This window comes from Mediterraneibacter torques (assembly GCF_044591705.1).
GTDB lineage: Bacteria > Bacillota > Clostridia > Lachnospirales > Lachnospiraceae > Mediterraneibacter > Mediterraneibacter torques.
Genome location: NZ_CP172594.1, coordinates 1,459,586 through 1,475,317 on the forward strand (window position 1 = coordinate 1,459,586; position 15,732 = coordinate 1,475,317).

Genomic DNA, 15,732 nt, shown 5'->3' on the forward strand with positions numbered 1-15,732 from the left:
TTCTTTTTGTCTCCTCATACATCTTATCCACTCTTACAACACACCTGCCCTTACTTTAATTCTTCGTACTGTTCTACTCGTATTTCCTCAAACGTACTCATGCTTTTATATACGGACAACCCCATTTCCAAAAGAGGCATTACGGCGACCGCTCCGCTTCCTTCTCCGAGAGACATCCCGCAGTCAAGCAGCGCCGATAGTCCAAGTTCATCCAATACTTTTGACGCCGCCGGTTCGCCCGAACAATGCGAAGGAAGCATATAACCGATACAGTCAGGAACAAGACGAGCCGCACAAAGCGCCGCCACAGAAGAGATAAAACCGTCAATGACGATCGGGATACGAAAGATTGCTCCTCCGAGAAATACGCCCGTAAGACCTGCAATGTCAAAACCGCCCACTTTTGAGATTATATCGATGGGATCACCCCGATCAGGGGCATGAAGCGATATTGCTCTTTCGATTGCGGCAATCTTTCGTCTTAATCCGTCTGCGCTAAGTCCCGCTCCCCTTCCTGTCATTAATTTTACCGGAATATCCGTCAATACCGATGCAACCGCACTGCTCGTCGTCGTATTTCCTATCCCCATTTCTCCTGTTGCCAAAATTTCATATGACTTCGACTTCAACATTCCCACAATCTCAATTCCCGTAAGGATTGCCCGGATTGCTTCCGTCCTCGTCATGGCTGCTTCCCGGGTCATATTTTTTGTACCAGGTGCAATTTTATATTCTTTCTTTGTAACACCGGGCACATCAGACACCATCCCGATATCGATCGGAAACAGATCCACTCCCGCGATTTGAGCCATCTTACATACACTTGTCTCGCTTTTTGTAAAATTTTCGGCGACAACAGCCGTCACTTCCTGCCCGGTCTGTGTAACGCCTTCTTCTACCACTCCGTTATCCGCACACATGATGACAAGACCTTTTTTGTCCAAACTGTACGCAGGACTTCCTTTCATTCCCGCAATCTTCGTGACGGCATCCTCCAATTTCCCAAGACTAAATAAAGGCTTTGCGATCTGTTTCCATCGCTTTTTTGCCTGCGCCGCCGCCTTTTGATCCGGAGGACAGATCTGTTCAAGATATTCGTTCAGCCGCTTTGTCACTTTTTCTAATTCCGGTTCTGATTGTTCTTTCATATTTTTCCTGTCTTCTGACATATGATTCCTTCTCTGCTTCTTCTTATTTGCTTCGTTTTCTTTGGCAAACAGTCTGCACTGATCTGTAAAACGCTTTGCAAACTGCGGACAGGACGGCATATATAAATGAGGATACCCCGCAAACAAACTGCCTTCTGTATGAACACATTTCCAGGACGTTCTTCGATCCGGCTTCGCTGCTGTTAAACCTTCTCCGTTATCCGAACTGTCCCAATAATGAAACTCATGCCCTTTGATCACTTCTCCTTGTTTCAGATAACAGCTTTCCTTTTGTTCCTTTTCATGACTTAACTCCACGTAGCCGAAACGCACAAGCTTTCCCGCCGGATAAGTCCTGCCGTTCAAAACTCCTGCCATCTCCCATACAATATGCCTCTCATCTTCCATCTCCTCATGAAGATACATAAAACCGCCGCACTCTGCCAGACAGGGCATTCCGCTTCTGATCGCATCTTTTACCGACCGACGCATAGAATTGTTCTCGGACAGTTCCTTACAGTTAAGTTCCGGGTAACCTCCCCCGAAAATCAAACCGGAAATATTTTCGGGAATCTTTTGATCTCTCAACGGACTGAAAAACACAAGTTCTGCTCCGCTTTCTTCCAGAAGTTCTAAATTTTCTTTATAATAAAAACAAAACGCCGCATCCTTTGCTACCCCGACCCGAACCTTGCCGTCGTCTGAGCTTTTATACTTTTCCATATCGCATTGAAACGGCTCCCGGCTCTGCCCGTTTCGCATATTCTGCTTGATCTGCCCTTTTTCCGGGCTATTTGCTTTCTGTTCCCCTTGTGCGATCTGATACAATCTGTCAAGATCAACCGTCTCTGTCACAATATTTCCTGCCTTTGTCATCTGTTCTTTCAGATGACAGATCTCCTGCGGAGTAACAAGGCCTAGATGACGGCTTTCCAGACAAAACGCTTCATCCTGCGGAATGTATCCTAATACGGGAATATCATACCCTTCTGATTTCAAATGATCTTCCAGCATTTTCTTCAACCTGGGATACAACATTTTTGACACCCGGTTTAAAATGATCCCCTGAATATTGCTGTCTTTTTGAAAGGATACAATCCCGCTGACAACAGCACAAAGGGAAAGCGCCGCCCCTTTGCAAGGAAGAATCAATACTGCGGGAATGTCAAGTGTTCTTGCTACATCATATGAGCTTGCCGTAACAGAATCCAGTCTCATCCCATCATAATATCCCATCACGCCTTCTGTTATAACAAGTTCAGCATCTGCCGCATGTTTTGCGTATTCTTTTCTCAGCTCATCTTCCGAAGAAAAGAATAAATCCAGATTTTTTGAATCTACGCCAAGCACTTCTTTATGAAACATCGGATCGATATAGTCAGGTCCGCATTTACAGGATGATACTTTTTTATTTTGAGCCTGATATGCCGCCATAAGTGCGCACGCCGCCGCTGTTTTCCCGCTTCCGCTGGAGATCGCCGTGATCAAAATTCCCGAAGCCATCTTCCTTTCCTCCTGCTGAAATAATATAGACAGGATTCATTCCTGTCATCATATGATACTGCCCCAGAACACGAGAACGCGACGCACATATCTGTGTAACTTCCATATCGGTCAGTAACCCTTCTTTTTCCGCGTCCATCACATCCCGGACTGTCTCAAGCGATATAGCGCTGATCACAATCTTTACATTTGGATTTTTCTGTTTCACAACAGTCAATATTTCTTTTAAATTACCGGAACTTCCTCCGATAAACAGATGAGTCGGCGGTTCCAAATGCACGAGCGCCTCCGGCGCGCTTCCTTCTATGATCCGGATTCCGTCCGTCCTGAATTTTCTCCTGTTTTTTTCCAAAAGAAGCACCGCCTCCGGATTCTTTTCAATGGCATACACTTTTATCTGCTCACCTGAAAGAGCCGCCTCCACAGATACAGAGCCGGTTCCGGCGCCGACGTCATACACAACCGCATCTTCTGTAAGCTCCATGCGGGCGATGCTGACGGCGCGCACTTCTTCTTTCGTCATTGGAACTTTTCCTCTGACAAACGCATCGTCACGGATATGCGGACCACGCCGCTTTGCCGGATTCTCATTTTCCACCAATGCAGTACATAACCCCCGCACTTCTTCTATTTGAAAATCTGCCGCTTTTTTCCTTATGATCTTTTCATCTTCATAAGAAAGATCTCTTCCGACCGAAAGGAACAGTTCTCCCATTCCATACTCCAAAAGTGCGTTCAGCAGTCGTTCTCCCGCATCTTTTCCGCCAAGAAGAAAGAACGTTTTTCTGTTCGTATCTACCGTCTGTATAAACAGCGTTTCATTTCCATGAAGACTTACGATCTTTGCATCGTCCCATGAAACACCGAGTTTTGCGGCAAAATAAACAACAGATGAAATCCCCGGAATCAATTCAACCGTACAATCGATCTCTGAATGCAAAAGGGCCGCTTCCAGTTTTTTTGCTCCGCTGTAAAACCCGATATCACCGGAAAACAAAACCGCAGTCCGGCTGCACTCCTCATGCTCTTTTACATAAGAAAAAATAAAGTCCCACCGATATTCACTTAACATATCCCGCCGTTTTATATCTTTTTTCTGCTCTAAAAAACATGCGGCGCTTTCAAGCATCCGTGAAGCTCCGATCAGACAATCGCTTGCAAGGATCTCTTCTTTCGCTCTTTCGGTCATTTCTTTTACTCCGCCTGTCCCAATCCCGATCAAAGATACTTTTCTTTTTTTATCACACATCTTTATAGCCTCTCGGAGTTACCATTTTCCCGTTTAACTCTTTCGTATTTGAGTTTCCGATATAAACAGTCGTAAACATATCTGCCTGTGTTGTTTTCAGCTTTTTAAGAGTCATGATCTCATATAACTCGCCTTCTCTTCCTATATTTTTCACAAGACCGCACACCGTCTCTTCCGACCGTGATTTTAGAATGATCTCACAGGCTTTCTCAAGATAATCCGCTCTCTTCCTGCTGGACGGATTATAAAGACAGATTACAAAATCAGCCTCTGCCGCGGCGCAAAGTCTCTTCTCGATCAGCTCCCACGGAGTCAGGAGATCGCTTAAACTGATCACTGCAAAATCATGCATCAACGGCGCGCCTAAAACGGCTGCTCCTCCTGATGCCGCCGTGATCCCGGGAACAATCTCAATCCCGATCTCAGGGTAATCTCTCCCGATCTCATAAATCAGACCTGCCATTCCATAAATCCCGCTGTCACCGCTGCATACCATTGCCACGTCAACGCCTTTTTTTACCTCCTCAAACGCCATCTTACAGCGGTCGGCTTCTTTTCGCATCGGAGTGCTCAAGAACTGCTTTTCCGGAAATAAAGGACGGACAAGATCAATATATACCGTATATCCGATAATGACCGGACATGCGTCAAGAACTTTTTTTGCCTGTACTGTCATCTGATCTCCTGCTCCCGGGCCGAGTCCTACAACATATATTTTATTCATTCTTTAGTATTCTCCTTTTCTGCCTTTCCAACATGAGAAGATGCTTTCCGAAATTCTGTTGTAAATGTCGGATCATATAATTTTGACCGTTCATACTTTCCATCTAAAACCCTGCCTACTACAATAAGCGCCGTCTTCGTTACGCCTGCCTCTTTTGCAGTCTGCGCCAATGTTTTTACCGTACAGTTGAGTACTTTTTCCTCCGGCCATGACGCCTTATACACGATCGCGGCAGGAGTGTCCTGTTCATATCCTCCGCTGATCAGCTCTTCGGAAAGTTCTTTTAGCATCCCTGTGCTTAAAAAAATAACCATTGTTGTGCCATGAGCCGCAAAACTTCTGATCGACTCCTTTTCAGGAACCGGCGTTCTTCCTGCCATACGGGTAATTACAACCGACTGTGAAATTCCCGGAAGTGTATATTCTGCATCGAGCGCAGCTGCTGCCGCGCAAAAAGAGCTGACGCCGGGGCACACTTCGTATCCGATCCCAAGTCTTTCCAACTCATCCATCTGCTCTTTGATCGCCCCGTACAGGCAAGGATCGCCTGTATGAAGCCGGACAATGTTCTTTCTTTGAGTCTCACCTTCTTTTATCACTTCCAGCACTTCTTCCAGTGTCATCTTCGCACTATTGTAAACTGCACACGTTTCTTTACAGCCATATAGAAGTTTCGGGTTCACAAGCGATCCTGCGTAAATAACAATATCCGCCTCTTCTAAAAGGCGTTGTCCACGCACAGTGATCAAATCTTTTGCACCCGGACCTGCTCCAACAAATGTGACCATCTTTCTCTTTCCTTTCGCTTTCTTAGCCTCTTTACTTTTTTAATCTTTTCTCCGATCTTTCCGCTGAGTTTCGCTTTCATCTTTTATGATAAACAACGAATAATATCCCGCCTGTTCGGGGATTTCTTCCGTCGAAAAATAAAGCTTCTCCGAATCCATACCACAGTTTTCCACCATTTTTGCCTCTAAAGCGTTCTCGACAAGAAAACGTTTCACTTCCGCCATTTTCCGTCCGCTTTTCATAAATACTTTCGTTCCCTGCAGCCTCATACTTTCTTCTACTCCGTAGGAAGCAGGTATGATATGCAGTTCATCGCTGTTTTCTGAAAGGGAAATGTCAAGGCGAGCCGCCGCCGCGCAAAAAGAAGGGATTCCGGGAATCAACTCTGTTTCATATCCCATCCTTTTCAGTCTTTTGTGTATATACATACAGGTAGAATAAATGCTCGGGTCTCCGATCGTAAGAAACACAACATCCTTTCCTTCATTTAACTTCTCTGCGGTAAACGCCGCGTCTTCGTCATGAATCTCTATCAGTTTCTCCCTGTCTTTGATCATCGGCATAGGCAGAAAGATCACCTCTTTTTCCCCGATCTGCGAATAAACTTGTCTGACGATCTGATAAGCCGTACACTGCTGCATATATTTTGGATCTGCGTTTTCACCCGGCTTTTTCAAACCGCTGTCTGATACGGGAATCGCGACAACATCACTTTCTTGTATCGCATGCAATGCTTTTAATGTCAGAAGCTGCGGATCTCCCGGCCCAACTCCAACGCCTGTAAACTTTCCTTTCATAGCCTCTTTATCTTCCTTTCTTTTGCCTGACAAAACGACTTGTCTGCTCAAACAGACTGTCTGCTTTCGAGGTTTTCCCCAAAACCCCTTCTTCATTTGAAAAAACAACAGCCGCAATATCCAACGCTTCCCCTGCTCTGTTTGTCAGATAAAATTCTATTCTCTCCATTACGCTTTCCATTACTTTTTCGAGAAGTCCGCATTCTTTGAGTACTCTTAATGCCTCCGATGTATTCACACAGTCCATGACCGAACGCACCGTATGCGAATCTGCCCCTTCTAAAGCCGCATGTACCGCCAACACTTCCATCCTGCAGTCTGCCTGTCTTGAATGGGTATTCATTACTCCTGCCGCCAGTTTGACAAATTTTCCGATATGACCGATAAATAGAATTCCCTTCATCCCGAGTAATTTTGCATCGTCGATCGTATCTCCGATATAGTTACTGCATTTTACTGTTACTTCTTCGTCCACGCCGAGTTCTTCACGTAAAAAATCCATTCCGTAATTTCCCGGAACAACATAACACCTGTCATACCCTGTCTCTTTTAACATTTTCATTTCCAGCCATATCGTATCAGTCAGCGCTTTTTCACTCATCGGCTCTACGATGCCTGTCGTTCCAAGAACAGACAGGCCTCCTACAATGCCAAGCCTCGGATTAAACGTCTTCTTTGCGATCTTCTCCCCGCCCGGAATAGACAGCGTAATCTTTATTTTCCCACCGTACTTGTATTGACGGCACTCTTCGTCTACCGCATCGGCAATCATCCTGCGAGGTATTTTATTGATCGCGGGAAAGCCTGTCTGCTGCTCTAATCCTGCTTTTGTGACCCGGCCGATTCCTTCTCCTCCGGCAAGAACAATATGATCTTTGATTTCAAAACAGCGTTCTTCCGCTTCTTCCTCTTTTAAAAATGACTCGATCTTCTCAGCTTTTGCGTATACTTTCATCCCATCTGTCACATCAGGATCATCGCCGCTGTATTTTTCAACAGCGCACTGCACATAATCCGCAGTTCTGATCGTTGACTCTACTTCCAAATACAGCTCGATCCCTTTCGGAGTGATCAGTTTCACATGAGTAATCTCTTCTTCTTTAAGAAGCATCGCCACAGCAGCTTTTGCCGCTGCGGCAGCACAGCTTCCTGTCGTATATCCAAGCCGAAGTCCCGACCGGTTCCTCCCGATCTCCTGTTTCATTTTATGCTATTCTCCTGATATGCTTTACAATTCTTCCAGCATCTGCCGTGGATTTTCCGCCGCTTTTACTTTACCGAACACTTTCTCGATCACACCTTCTTCATCGATCAAATAAGTAGTGCGGACAACACCCATTGTTTTCTTTCCGTACATATTCTTTTCTTTCCATACATCATAAGCCTGAATACATGTTAACTCTGTATCTGAAAGAAGTGTAAAGGGCAAACCGTATTTTTCTTCAAATTTCTTATGAGATGCGACGCTATCCTTGCTTACTCCAAGCACAACCGCTCCTTTTTCTGAAAATTCAGGATATAATTCTCCGAAACCACATGCCTGTTTTGTACATCCCGGAGTGTTGTCTCTCGGATAAAAATATAAGATCACTTTCTTCCCTTTGTATTCTTCCAATGTGTGTACCTTTCCGTTCTGATCCGGCAATGCAAACTCCGGCGCTTTCATTCCTGCTTCTAACATTTGTATTTCCTCCTGTTTTTTATTTTATTCTTTTTAGCTTGTTCTTACATTTCCGCTTCTTCGATATGTTCTGCGAATATTTTTCTGATTCCTTCAAATTCTCCGAGTCCTTTTAAAATAACCCGGACTTCATATCCTTTTTCCTCCAGCTCGCTTTTCCATGAATCTTCTTCTCCTGCCATATCATTTTTTGCATGATCTCCGGCAACAAACATAAACGGCATAAGTACGACTTTTTTTCTGCCCGATATTTCCAGCTTTGCCATTACATTTCTCAAATCAGGAAAGCTTTCCACTGTTCCGACAAGAACCTGCTGATATCCAAGCGAGTGAAACGTATACTCTAACGTAGGATATGCGGAATTTGCATGGTGATCTGTTCCGTGTCCCATCAGAACGAGCATTTCATCTTCGCCGATCACCGTTTTTTCCATCACGGCATGAATTGCTTTTTTATAATCTTCCACAGAACTAAGAAGCGGTTTCCCTACATATACTTTTCGGAACAGGTGCATATGTTCCATGACTTCTTGCAGCATCCGGTCATTTTCTATCCCGTTGATCACATGAGTCGGCTGAACGATAACTTCTTCGATCCCATCTGCCGCCATTTTTTCTAAAGCTTCGCCTACTGTTTGCACCTTTATATTTGCAGTGCGCTTTAATTTTTTTATAATCATATTGCTTGTAAACGCCCTGTATACAACAGCTTCTTCAAACGTTTTTGCAAACTCCTTTTCGAGCACGTCAATCGTCTTTTCCATCGTGTCAATATGACTTGTTCCGAAACTGACTGCCAGAATTCCTTTTTTCATTTTACATCTCCTCTCATTTTTATTTATTTTATTATTTCCCTGTTTTCTTAAATTCCCTTTGATGTTTTCTATTTCAAACTTTTCAGATCAAGTAAGCCTTGACTCCAGTTCTTCCCATGTGCGCGGAGGCTCTTCTTTGTCTGATAAGATTTTTTTCTCTGTTAATTTGCGATACATACGAATGACTGTCGGTATTTCCAATTCTGCTTCTTTCAACGCTTCCTCATCCTGACAGATTTCCATCGTCTCTGCATGGCGTATCACTTTTCCTTCATGCATAAGCACAATCTCATCTGCCCATCCACAGGCATACTCTATATCATGTGTTGCGATCAGCACCGTAATTCCTTTTTCCGTCAGCCTCTCGATCATCTCATTCACTTTTTTCGTATGTTTCATATCAAGCGCCGCCGCAGGTTCGTCTAAAATCATCACTTCAGGATGCATAACCAGAATGTCTGCAATCGCAACCTGTTTTTTCTGTCCTCCGCTTAAAGCATGAGTCGGCTCTTCCTGAAACGCAGAAAGCCCCAGTTCCTCGATTATCTGTCTGACCGCCTTTTCGGCAGTTTCTTCATCCGCCCCCATGTTCAATATCCCGAAAGAGATTTCCTCATAAACACTTGCAGAAAAAAGCTGTTCATCCGGATTTTGAAATACGATCCCGATTTTTCGTCTGACATCTAAAAGTCCTTTTTTTGTATATTCGATCGGTTTTCCATCTATAAAAATCCTTCCGGATTCCGGTCTTCTGATCCCGTTCAGGCAAAGAAAAAAAGTAGATTTTCCGCAGCCGTTTCCTCCCATAACCGCGACTTTTTTCCCTTTACGAATGTTCAAACTCAAGTGATCCAATGCCTTTATTTTACTTCCCTCATATGTATAATCTACATTTTCTGCACGAATCACATATTCCGTTTCTGATTCTTTTTTTTCTTCCTTTTTCAATGTTCTCTTTTTTGTTTTCATATCTTTCATTTTATCCATCATATCATCCGTTCCGCCGCAGCTACAATTATCAAAACAAGCTCAAATACAGCCAACAATATCATTTCTTTCTTTTTCGCCGGAGTGTTCCTTTCTAGCACATTGATTGTTCCGTCATACCCTCTTGCTTCCATTGCATCATACAGCGCATTTGCTTTTCTCAAAGAAATAAAGAACAAAGCGGTCAGCATCTTTCCGAATGCACGAAGCTGTGTCCGATAATCTCTATTTCCAAGTCTTGCCTCCTGTGCTGTCATAATTGCAGACGCAGTATGAAGAAGAATAAATACAAAACGATAGATCAACATCATCAACTCAATCAGAAGCCTCGGCATATGCATTTTCCTGAGCGCTCCCAGTATATCTGTCATCGTTGTGTTCAACGACAGAAAATAAAGACATGTCACTGCCGCCAGCGCCGTGATACATAAATTGACTGCCCAAAAAGCCGATTCACGGCTTGCCGTTATATATATTTCCCCGACCGGCACGGCAAATGCATCCATAGGAACTTTCGATAGATTTAAAAAAACAGCTCCTGTTCCGACGATCAAAAATACGATCGGAATCATCAGCAGTCGAACATAGCAGGAAAGAGGAATCTTCCCCTTTCCTACCGTCAAAATTCCATTTGCGATAAATACGATCAAAGCCGCCGCATAGGAGCGGGTCAAAACACAGATCATAAGAGAAGAAACGGCATACAGTAACTTCTCTGCCGCACTGACATATCTTAATTTTGACCGGTAACACAATTTATCTATAATGATCATTCATCGCTCCTTTTTATTCTCCTATGACTTTTGTTTTTCCCTCAAAACTTCAAAAGCATTATCGCCCAGACTATCCGTCCATTTTTTACGTTCCACGAACCGTCCCATTATAAATGCGATGATTCCCACGCCTATCCCTGTCTGAATACAGAAAATAAGACTTTCTATCTCTCCGGGCAGTTCTCTGTCTAACGCAGTCTCCAAAACCGGAGTAAACCACGGCTCATATTCTCCGTGAATTTCTTCTACCATCACGCTTCCCGCATCATCAGAACCGCCGAATTCTGCTTCTTTTAAAACGAAAAGAGGAACAACGGCGATTAAAACAGCGGCGATCAATAATAAAATCACTGTTTTTTTGTTTTTACTCATCTTGTGTCTCCCCCTTTTTATTTTTGAAAAATCCTATACTTCTTAATTCCGGTTTTGCATATGTTTCCAGACCTATCACAATGACAACTGTAAGGATACCTTCTATCACGGCAAGCGGAATCTGTGTAGGCGCAAATACTCCGAGAAACTTAACAGCCGACGCTCCGACGCCTCCCGCTTCAGACGGATAGGCAAAAGCAAGCTGGATACTTGTCACACAATATGTAAACAGATCTCCTAAAAATGCAGCCAAAAAAATACCGACTCTTCTGTTTACATTTATTTTCTGACATAATTTATAAATTCCAAAAGAGACGACCGGTCCTGCGATCGCCATGGAAAATGTATTTGCTCCAAGTGTTGTCAAACCTCCGTGAGCTAAAAGCAATGCCTGAAAAAGCAATACAATGACACCGAGCACGCTCACAGATGCCGGTCCAAACAAAATCGCGCCGAGCCCTGTTCCTGTCATATGCGAACAACTCCCTGTAACAGAAGGGATCTTAAGCGATGAAATAACGAAAATAAACGCTCCCGACATTGCGATCAGCGTTAAATTTCTTCTATTTTCTTTTACTTTGTTTTTCAATGAAATAAATCCTGCAATCAGAAACGGCAGGCAGACGACGCCCCAAGCAACGCAGTATTTAGCCGGAAGATACCCTTCCATAATATGCATTGCATTCGCTGCCGGGACTATGGCAAATACCGCCGCAAACACGATAGATGCCTTTAGTAAGATTTTTTCTTTTTTTGACATGTTTTTTCCTCTCCTTGATCATAATCCCGTAATCTACGGACTCATTTGAAAGTGAATATTCTGACTTAGGGATCGATGCAAATATTCCGCCTTCCCACAGAATCTTATTCCGCAGTGGCAATATGGAATACCGCTCCTCCAATACAGCAACGGGTATTGTGCAGGATTCTCACCTGACTTCCTCACAGATATCTCAAAGTAACCTAACCTTATCTAAAGTCCGGTACAAAGAGCAATCTATACTTCTCTATCTGTTTATCTTTCAAACGTATGCCGAGCCCGACTAATACTCAATCCCTCTTCTAGCCCGGATTCCCCGGTCGTAAGGGTGTTTCACCTTGCAGATCTCAGATACATAATCCGCTTTCTCTACAAGGCGAAGGTCAGGATCCCGTCCTGTTAAGACAACTTCCAGACCTGTCGGTTTCTTTTCCAGAAAACAAAGAGCTTCCTCGTTTGGTATCAATCCATACCGGTATGCCGCCATAAATTCATCCATAACAAGTACGTCATAAGATCCGCCGGAAACTTTTCTCAAGACCTCATTCCACAGAGCTTCATATAGCTTCTTTACCTCTTTTTTTTCTTTTTCTGTCAGTGTTTTATAGAAACCGTAAGATTTCTCCAGATGTAAAACTTCAATGTCCGAAATGCTGTCGAGAATGTTTAATTCTCCCGAATTCTCATTTTTAAGAAAACGTGCAAAAAGCACTTTCTTTTTGCAGCCCGCAGCTCTGACCGCCAGCCCGACGGCTGAGGACGTCTTTCCTTTGCCGTCTCCACAATAAATATGAATCAAACCTCGTTCCATCGTCTTTTACCTCTCTGTAAAAATCCTTTATATTTTACCACAAATATACACTCTGTGACAACATTTTGTGTTATACTAAGCTGAATCGGTATACACCGTACATAAAAATAACTTTTCCGTATTTATATTATCGGAACTGTCTTTATGAATGTAATATCAAAAACTATGATTAAATGATAAGGAGGAGCATTATGAACTTTACTTTTGCCCACAACAACTTAAATGTCTACGATCTGGATGCATCTTTGCGATTTTATAAAGAAGCTCTCGGTCTTACTGTCACACGTACAAAAGAGGCTGACGACGGCAGCTTCAAACTTGTTTATCTCGGTGACTCGACAACTCCTCACAAACTCGAACTGACATGGCTTCGGGATATGGACCGCCCTTACAATTTGGGAGATAACGAGATCCATCTTGCATTTGAAACCGATGATTTTGATGCGGCACACGAAAAACACAAAGAGATGGAATGCATCTGTTTTGAGAATCCGGGGATGGGGATTTATTTCATTTCCGATCCTGACGGATATTGGCTGGAGATCGTACCTAAAAATTTATAATATTAAAAAGGGCAGTTTTTTATGATCGCTGAAAAACCCGGCGCACAGAGACGCCGGGTTTTCCGATTTCCAAAAAATATATTATACAAACTATGTCCGAAAGGAGTTTTCTTATGGAACATTATACATTGCCCCATCGGCACAATCAGTCAATGTCTCAGTTAATGAGTCATTTACCGAATATTGAAGAGTTTCAGACGACCGCAGATATATTTAAACAACTAAGCGATCCTACCCGCATCCGCATCTTCTGGATCTTGTGCCACTGCGAAGAATGTGTTATCAACATCGCTTCTATGATGGAAATGAGCAGTCCTGCCGTCGCGCATCATTTACGTCTGCTTCGTTCAAGCGGTCTGATCGAATCCCGCAGGGACGGAAAAGAAACATATTACCGTGCCGTCGACTCGAAAAAAACACAAACGCTTCATCATATGATCGAAAAGATCATGGATATTTCCTGCATAAACAAAGACGTATAAATCAAAATTTAACTCAGATCTATAGATTTTGAACTCTAAGCGCCCTGACTGCATTTAAGACCGCAATGATCATAACCCCTACGTCGGCAAAGATCGCAAACCACATATTTGCAATTCCAAGAGCGCCAAGTCCAAGACAGGCAAATTTAATTGCCAAAGCAAATATAATGTTTTGATATACGATTCTCAGACATTTTTGAGAGATTTTAATCGCTTTGGAAATCTTTAACGGATCATCGTCCATCAACACTACATCTGCCGCTTCGATTGCCGCGTCCGATCCCATTGCCCCCATTGCAATTCCGATATCCGCCCGAGTCAGTACCGGTGCGTCATTAATGCCGTCACCTACGAATACAAGCTTTTCTTTTCCTTCTTTTTCCAAGAGCAGTTCTTCTACTTTTTGTACTTTATCTCCGGGGAGCAGTTCACTGTACACTTGATCGATTCCCAAAGTTTTTGCCGTCTGCTCGGCAGCTTTCCGCGAATCCCCGGTAAGCATGACTGTTTTTTTGATCCCTGCTTTTTTCAATTCCGCAACCGCTTCTTTGGAATGTTCTTTCACAACATCGGAAATCACGATATGCCCTGCATACTTTTTATCAATCGCCATATGGATGATCGTACCTGCCGTATGGCATTCATGATACTTCAAACCGAGTTTTTTCATCAGCTTGTCGTTACCTGCCGCAACTTCATGACCGTCCACGACGGCTGTAATCCCATGACCGCTGATTTCCCGGATATCCGAAACCCTGTTTCTGTCAATTTCCTTTCCGTATGCTTTTTGCAGACTTTTGCTGATCGGATGTGATGACGCACATTCTGCAAGCGCCGCATATTCTAATAATTTTTCTTCTTCCAGTTCATTGTGATGAACCGCGCTTACTTCAAAAGCGCCTTTTGTTAAAGTTCCTGTTTTGTCAAACATAACATATTTTGTCTGAGACAATGTTTCCATATAATTAGAGCCTTTGATCAACACTCCTGCTTTGCTTGCCCCGCCGATTCCCGCAAAAAAGCTAAGAGGAATACTGATCACAAGTGCACAGGGACAACTAATCACAAGGAATGTAAGAGCTCTGTAAATCCACACGCCCCACTGAGCCGCCTGTCCGAGAAAGACCATCTCTATTACCGGAGGCAAGAGTGCCAGCGCCAATGCCCCGTAGCAAACTGCCGGAGTATACACTTTGGCGAATTTGGAGATAAAATGTTCGGATTTTGATTTCCTGGAACCGGAATTTTCCACAAGTTCCAAAATCTTAGACACCGTTGATTCTTCAAACTGTTTCGTAGTCCGAACTTTCAGTACTCCCGTCATATTAATACAGCCGCTGATCACCTCTTCTCCCTGACGCACATCACGCGGAAGGCTTTCTCCTGTCAAAGCGCTTGTATTTAAACTGGAGCTTCCTTCGACGACAATCCCATCAAGCGGAACTTTTTCACCCGGCTGTACTACGATGATACTTCCTATTCCGACTTCATCAGGATCTCTTTTTTCCAGTTTCCCGTCACATTCTACATTTGCATAATCCGGTCGGATATCCATTAATGCACTGATATTTCTGCGGCTTTTCCCGACTGCATAACTTTGGAACAACTCTCCGATCTGATAAAACAACATTACCGCGATTGCCTCGTTATAATCGCCGCTTTTTGAATAGACGGCAAGAGCAAAAGCTCCGATTGTTGCGACTGCCATCAGAAAATTCTCGTCAAACATGCGCCGGTTCAAAATACCTCTGCCTGCCTTTTTCAAAATATCGTATCCTATGACTAAATATACTGCTAAATAAAGTGTGAACCGCAAAATTCCCGTTACAGGTACAAAATTCAATAGAATAACACCAAATGCCGCTGCCATGATCCTCGTCAACATTTTTTTCTGTTTTTTACTCATTACACCTTGCATCCTCCTCGCTATTTAATATACACATATGTTCATTCGTTCATATGTTGTATATAAATCTGCGCCCTTTGCCATCAGCATATCGGGCGCTCCTTTTTCTTTTTAGCCACTTTCATTCAATCTTTGAGAAGTTTCTTAAAATTCAATTTCACAATCCGGCTCTATTTTTTTGCAGGCTTTCAGCACATCTTTCATAACCGACTTCGGCTCTCGCCCATCCTCGAACTGTACAGTCATTTTCTGTGTCATGAAATTCACCACCGCATCTTCTACTCCGCCGGTCTTTTTCGCCGCATCTTCCATCAGATTCGCACAGTTTGCACAATCTACTTCAATTTTATAAGTCTTTTTCATATTAAATAC

Annotated in this window: 17 protein-coding genes and 1 riboswitch; of the genes, 2 read left to right on the forward strand and 15 right to left on the reverse strand. The window is 43.4% G+C overall.

The features are described 5' to 3' along the window. Positions 1-50 precede the first annotated feature (50 nt). The 13 genes from ACH9UM_RS06780 to ACH9UM_RS06840 form a co-directional block, all read right to left on the reverse strand. Positions 51-2,651, reverse strand: coding sequence for a cobyrinate a,c-diamide synthase (locus ACH9UM_RS06780; RefSeq protein ID WP_009321071.1), 2,601 nt, complete (start codon positions 2,649-2,651; stop codon positions 51-53). Beyond that, a complete protein-coding gene (gene cbiT / locus ACH9UM_RS06785; protein ID WP_004845500.1) occupies positions 2,557-3,900 on the reverse strand; it encodes a precorrin-6Y C5,15-methyltransferase (decarboxylating) subunit CbiT in 1,344 nt (447 codons plus the stop codon). Before cbiT ends, ACH9UM_RS06780 begins: the two co-directional genes overlap by 95 nt. Next, complete coding sequence (gene cobJ, locus ACH9UM_RS06790) at positions 3,893-4,624, reverse strand: precorrin-3B C(17)-methyltransferase (RefSeq protein ID WP_004845498.1); 732 nt, start codon at positions 4,622-4,624, stop codon at positions 3,893-3,895. The genes cbiT and cobJ overlap by 8 nt, the downstream gene beginning before the upstream one ends. After that, positions 4,621-5,412, reverse strand: a complete 792-nt coding sequence (gene cobM / locus ACH9UM_RS06795; protein ID WP_004845497.1) for a precorrin-4 C(11)-methyltransferase — start codon at positions 5,410-5,412, stop codon at positions 4,621-4,623. Before cobM ends, cobJ begins: the two co-directional genes overlap by 4 nt. Before the next feature lie 39 nt (positions 5,413-5,451). Beyond that, complete coding sequence (cobI, locus tag ACH9UM_RS06800; RefSeq protein WP_004845494.1) at positions 5,452-6,210, reverse strand: precorrin-2 C(20)-methyltransferase; 759 nt, start codon at positions 6,208-6,210, stop codon at positions 5,452-5,454. A gap of 7 nt (positions 6,211-6,217) precedes the next feature. Further along, positions 6,218-7,414: a cobalt-precorrin-5B (C(1))-methyltransferase CbiD gene (gene cbiD / locus ACH9UM_RS06805; protein ID WP_004845493.1), complete on the reverse strand. Its 1,197-nt coding sequence runs from the start codon at positions 7,412-7,414 to the stop codon at positions 6,218-6,220. Positions 7,415-7,438: 24 nt separating this feature from the next. Beyond that, positions 7,439-7,891 carry a thioredoxin-dependent thiol peroxidase gene (gene bcp / locus ACH9UM_RS06810; protein WP_004845492.1) on the reverse strand — a complete coding sequence of 151 codons (453 nt, stop codon included), beginning with the start codon at positions 7,889-7,891 and terminating at the stop codon, positions 7,439-7,441. A 44-nt stretch (positions 7,892-7,935) separates the two neighbouring features. After that, complete coding sequence (locus ACH9UM_RS06815; RefSeq protein ID WP_004845491.1) at positions 7,936-8,706, reverse strand: sirohydrochlorin cobaltochelatase; 771 nt, start codon at positions 8,704-8,706, stop codon at positions 7,936-7,938. Between the two features lie 87 nt (positions 8,707-8,793). After that, the gene (locus tag ACH9UM_RS06820; protein WP_278884078.1) at positions 8,794-9,696 is read right to left on the reverse strand and encodes an energy-coupling factor ABC transporter ATP-binding protein; all 903 of its coding nucleotides are present in this window, start codon (positions 9,694-9,696) and stop codon (positions 8,794-8,796) included. Then, positions 9,693-10,466, reverse strand: coding sequence for a cobalt ECF transporter T component CbiQ (gene cbiQ / locus ACH9UM_RS06825; protein ID WP_004845489.1), 774 nt, complete (start codon positions 10,464-10,466; stop codon positions 9,693-9,695). The genes ACH9UM_RS06820 and cbiQ overlap by 4 nt, the downstream gene beginning before the upstream one ends. A gap of 21 nt (positions 10,467-10,487) precedes the next feature. After that, positions 10,488-10,838 carry an energy-coupling factor ABC transporter substrate-binding protein gene (locus ACH9UM_RS06830; RefSeq protein WP_004845488.1) on the reverse strand — a complete coding sequence of 117 codons (351 nt, stop codon included), beginning with the start codon at positions 10,836-10,838 and terminating at the stop codon, positions 10,488-10,490. Beyond that, positions 10,831-11,598 carry an energy-coupling factor ABC transporter permease gene (locus ACH9UM_RS06835; protein WP_004845487.1) on the reverse strand — a complete coding sequence of 256 codons (768 nt, stop codon included), beginning with the start codon at positions 11,596-11,598 and terminating at the stop codon, positions 10,831-10,833. The genes ACH9UM_RS06830 and ACH9UM_RS06835 overlap by 8 nt, the downstream gene beginning before the upstream one ends. A gap of 32 nt (positions 11,599-11,630) precedes the next feature. Then, positions 11,631-11,825: riboswitch (cobalamin riboswitch) on the reverse strand. Positions 11,826-11,881: 56 nt separating this feature from the next. Next, positions 11,882-12,409, reverse strand: coding sequence for a cob(I)yrinic acid a,c-diamide adenosyltransferase (locus ACH9UM_RS06840; RefSeq protein WP_004845486.1), 528 nt, complete (start codon positions 12,407-12,409; stop codon positions 11,882-11,884). Positions 12,410-12,600: 191 nt separating this feature from the next. Here ACH9UM_RS06840 and ACH9UM_RS06845 point away from each other — a divergent pair, with 191 nt between their 5' ends. Next, positions 12,601-12,972: a VOC family protein gene (locus ACH9UM_RS06845; RefSeq protein WP_009242305.1), complete on the forward strand. Its 372-nt coding sequence runs from the start codon at positions 12,601-12,603 to the stop codon at positions 12,970-12,972. A 113-nt stretch (positions 12,973-13,085) separates the two neighbouring features. Beyond that, positions 13,086-13,454 (forward strand): metalloregulator ArsR/SmtB family transcription factor, encoded by a 369-nt coding sequence (locus tag ACH9UM_RS06850; protein WP_009242306.1) that lies wholly within the window; start codon positions 13,086-13,088, stop codon positions 13,452-13,454. Between the two features lie 19 nt (positions 13,455-13,473). Here the strand turns inward: ACH9UM_RS06850 and ACH9UM_RS06855 are convergent, their stop codons facing one another. Further along, on the reverse strand, positions 13,474-15,360 hold the full coding sequence (locus ACH9UM_RS06855; RefSeq protein ID WP_009242307.1) for a heavy metal translocating P-type ATPase: 1,887 nt from the start codon (positions 15,358-15,360) through the stop codon (positions 13,474-13,476). A 144-nt stretch (positions 15,361-15,504) separates the two neighbouring features. Then, complete coding sequence (locus ACH9UM_RS06860) at positions 15,505-15,723, reverse strand: cation transporter (protein ID WP_004845481.1); 219 nt, start codon at positions 15,721-15,723, stop codon at positions 15,505-15,507. Positions 15,724-15,732 lie beyond the last annotated feature (9 nt).

Excerpts from the sequence above, each read along its gene's own strand:
- ACH9UM_RS06780 (WP_009321071.1), bottom strand. The coding sequence starts at position 2,651 with ATGGCTTCGGGAATTTTGATCACGGCGATCTCCAGCGGAAGCGGGAAA.
- cbiT (WP_004845500.1), bottom strand. The coding sequence starts at position 3,900 with ATGTGTGATAAAAAAAGAAAAGTATCTTTGATCGGGATTGGGACAGGC.
- cobJ (WP_004845498.1), bottom strand. The coding sequence starts at position 4,624 with ATGAATAAAATATATGTTGTAGGACTCGGCCCGGGAGCAGGAGATCAG.
- cobM (WP_004845497.1), bottom strand. The coding sequence starts at position 5,412 with ATGGTCACATTTGTTGGAGCAGGTCCGGGTGCAAAAGATTTGATCACT.
- cobI (WP_004845494.1), bottom strand. The coding sequence starts at position 6,210 with ATGAAAGGAAAGTTTACAGGCGTTGGAGTTGGGCCGGGAGATCCGCAG.
- cbiD (WP_004845493.1), bottom strand. The coding sequence starts at position 7,414 with ATGAAACAGGAGATCGGGAGGAACCGGTCGGGACTTCGGCTTGGATAT.
- bcp (WP_004845492.1), bottom strand. The coding sequence starts at position 7,891 with ATGTTAGAAGCAGGAATGAAAGCGCCGGAGTTTGCATTGCCGGATCAG.
- ACH9UM_RS06815 (WP_004845491.1), bottom strand. The coding sequence starts at position 8,706 with ATGAAAAAAGGAATTCTGGCAGTCAGTTTCGGAACAAGTCATATTGAC.
- ACH9UM_RS06820 (WP_278884078.1), bottom strand. The coding sequence starts at position 9,696 with ATGATGGATAAAATGAAAGATATGAAAACAAAAAAGAGAACATTGAAA.
- cbiQ (WP_004845489.1), bottom strand. The coding sequence starts at position 10,466 with ATGATCATTATAGATAAATTGTGTTACCGGTCAAAATTAAGATATGTC.
- ACH9UM_RS06830 (WP_004845488.1), bottom strand. The coding sequence starts at position 10,838 with ATGAGTAAAAACAAAAAAACAGTGATTTTATTATTGATCGCCGCTGTT.
- ACH9UM_RS06835 (WP_004845487.1), bottom strand. The coding sequence starts at position 11,598 with ATGTCAAAAAAAGAAAAAATCTTACTAAAGGCATCTATCGTGTTTGCG.
- ACH9UM_RS06840 (WP_004845486.1), bottom strand. The coding sequence starts at position 12,409 with ATGGAACGAGGTTTGATTCATATTTATTGTGGAGACGGCAAAGGAAAG.
- ACH9UM_RS06845 (WP_009242305.1), top strand. The coding sequence starts at position 12,601 with ATGAACTTTACTTTTGCCCACAACAACTTAAATGTCTACGATCTGGAT.
- ACH9UM_RS06850 (WP_009242306.1), top strand. The coding sequence starts at position 13,086 with ATGGAACATTATACATTGCCCCATCGGCACAATCAGTCAATGTCTCAG.
- ACH9UM_RS06855 (WP_009242307.1), bottom strand. The coding sequence starts at position 15,360 with ATGAGTAAAAAACAGAAAAAAATGTTGACGAGGATCATGGCAGCGGCA.
- ACH9UM_RS06860 (WP_004845481.1), bottom strand. The coding sequence starts at position 15,723 with ATGAAAAAGACTTATAAAATTGAAGTAGATTGTGCAAACTGTGCGAAT.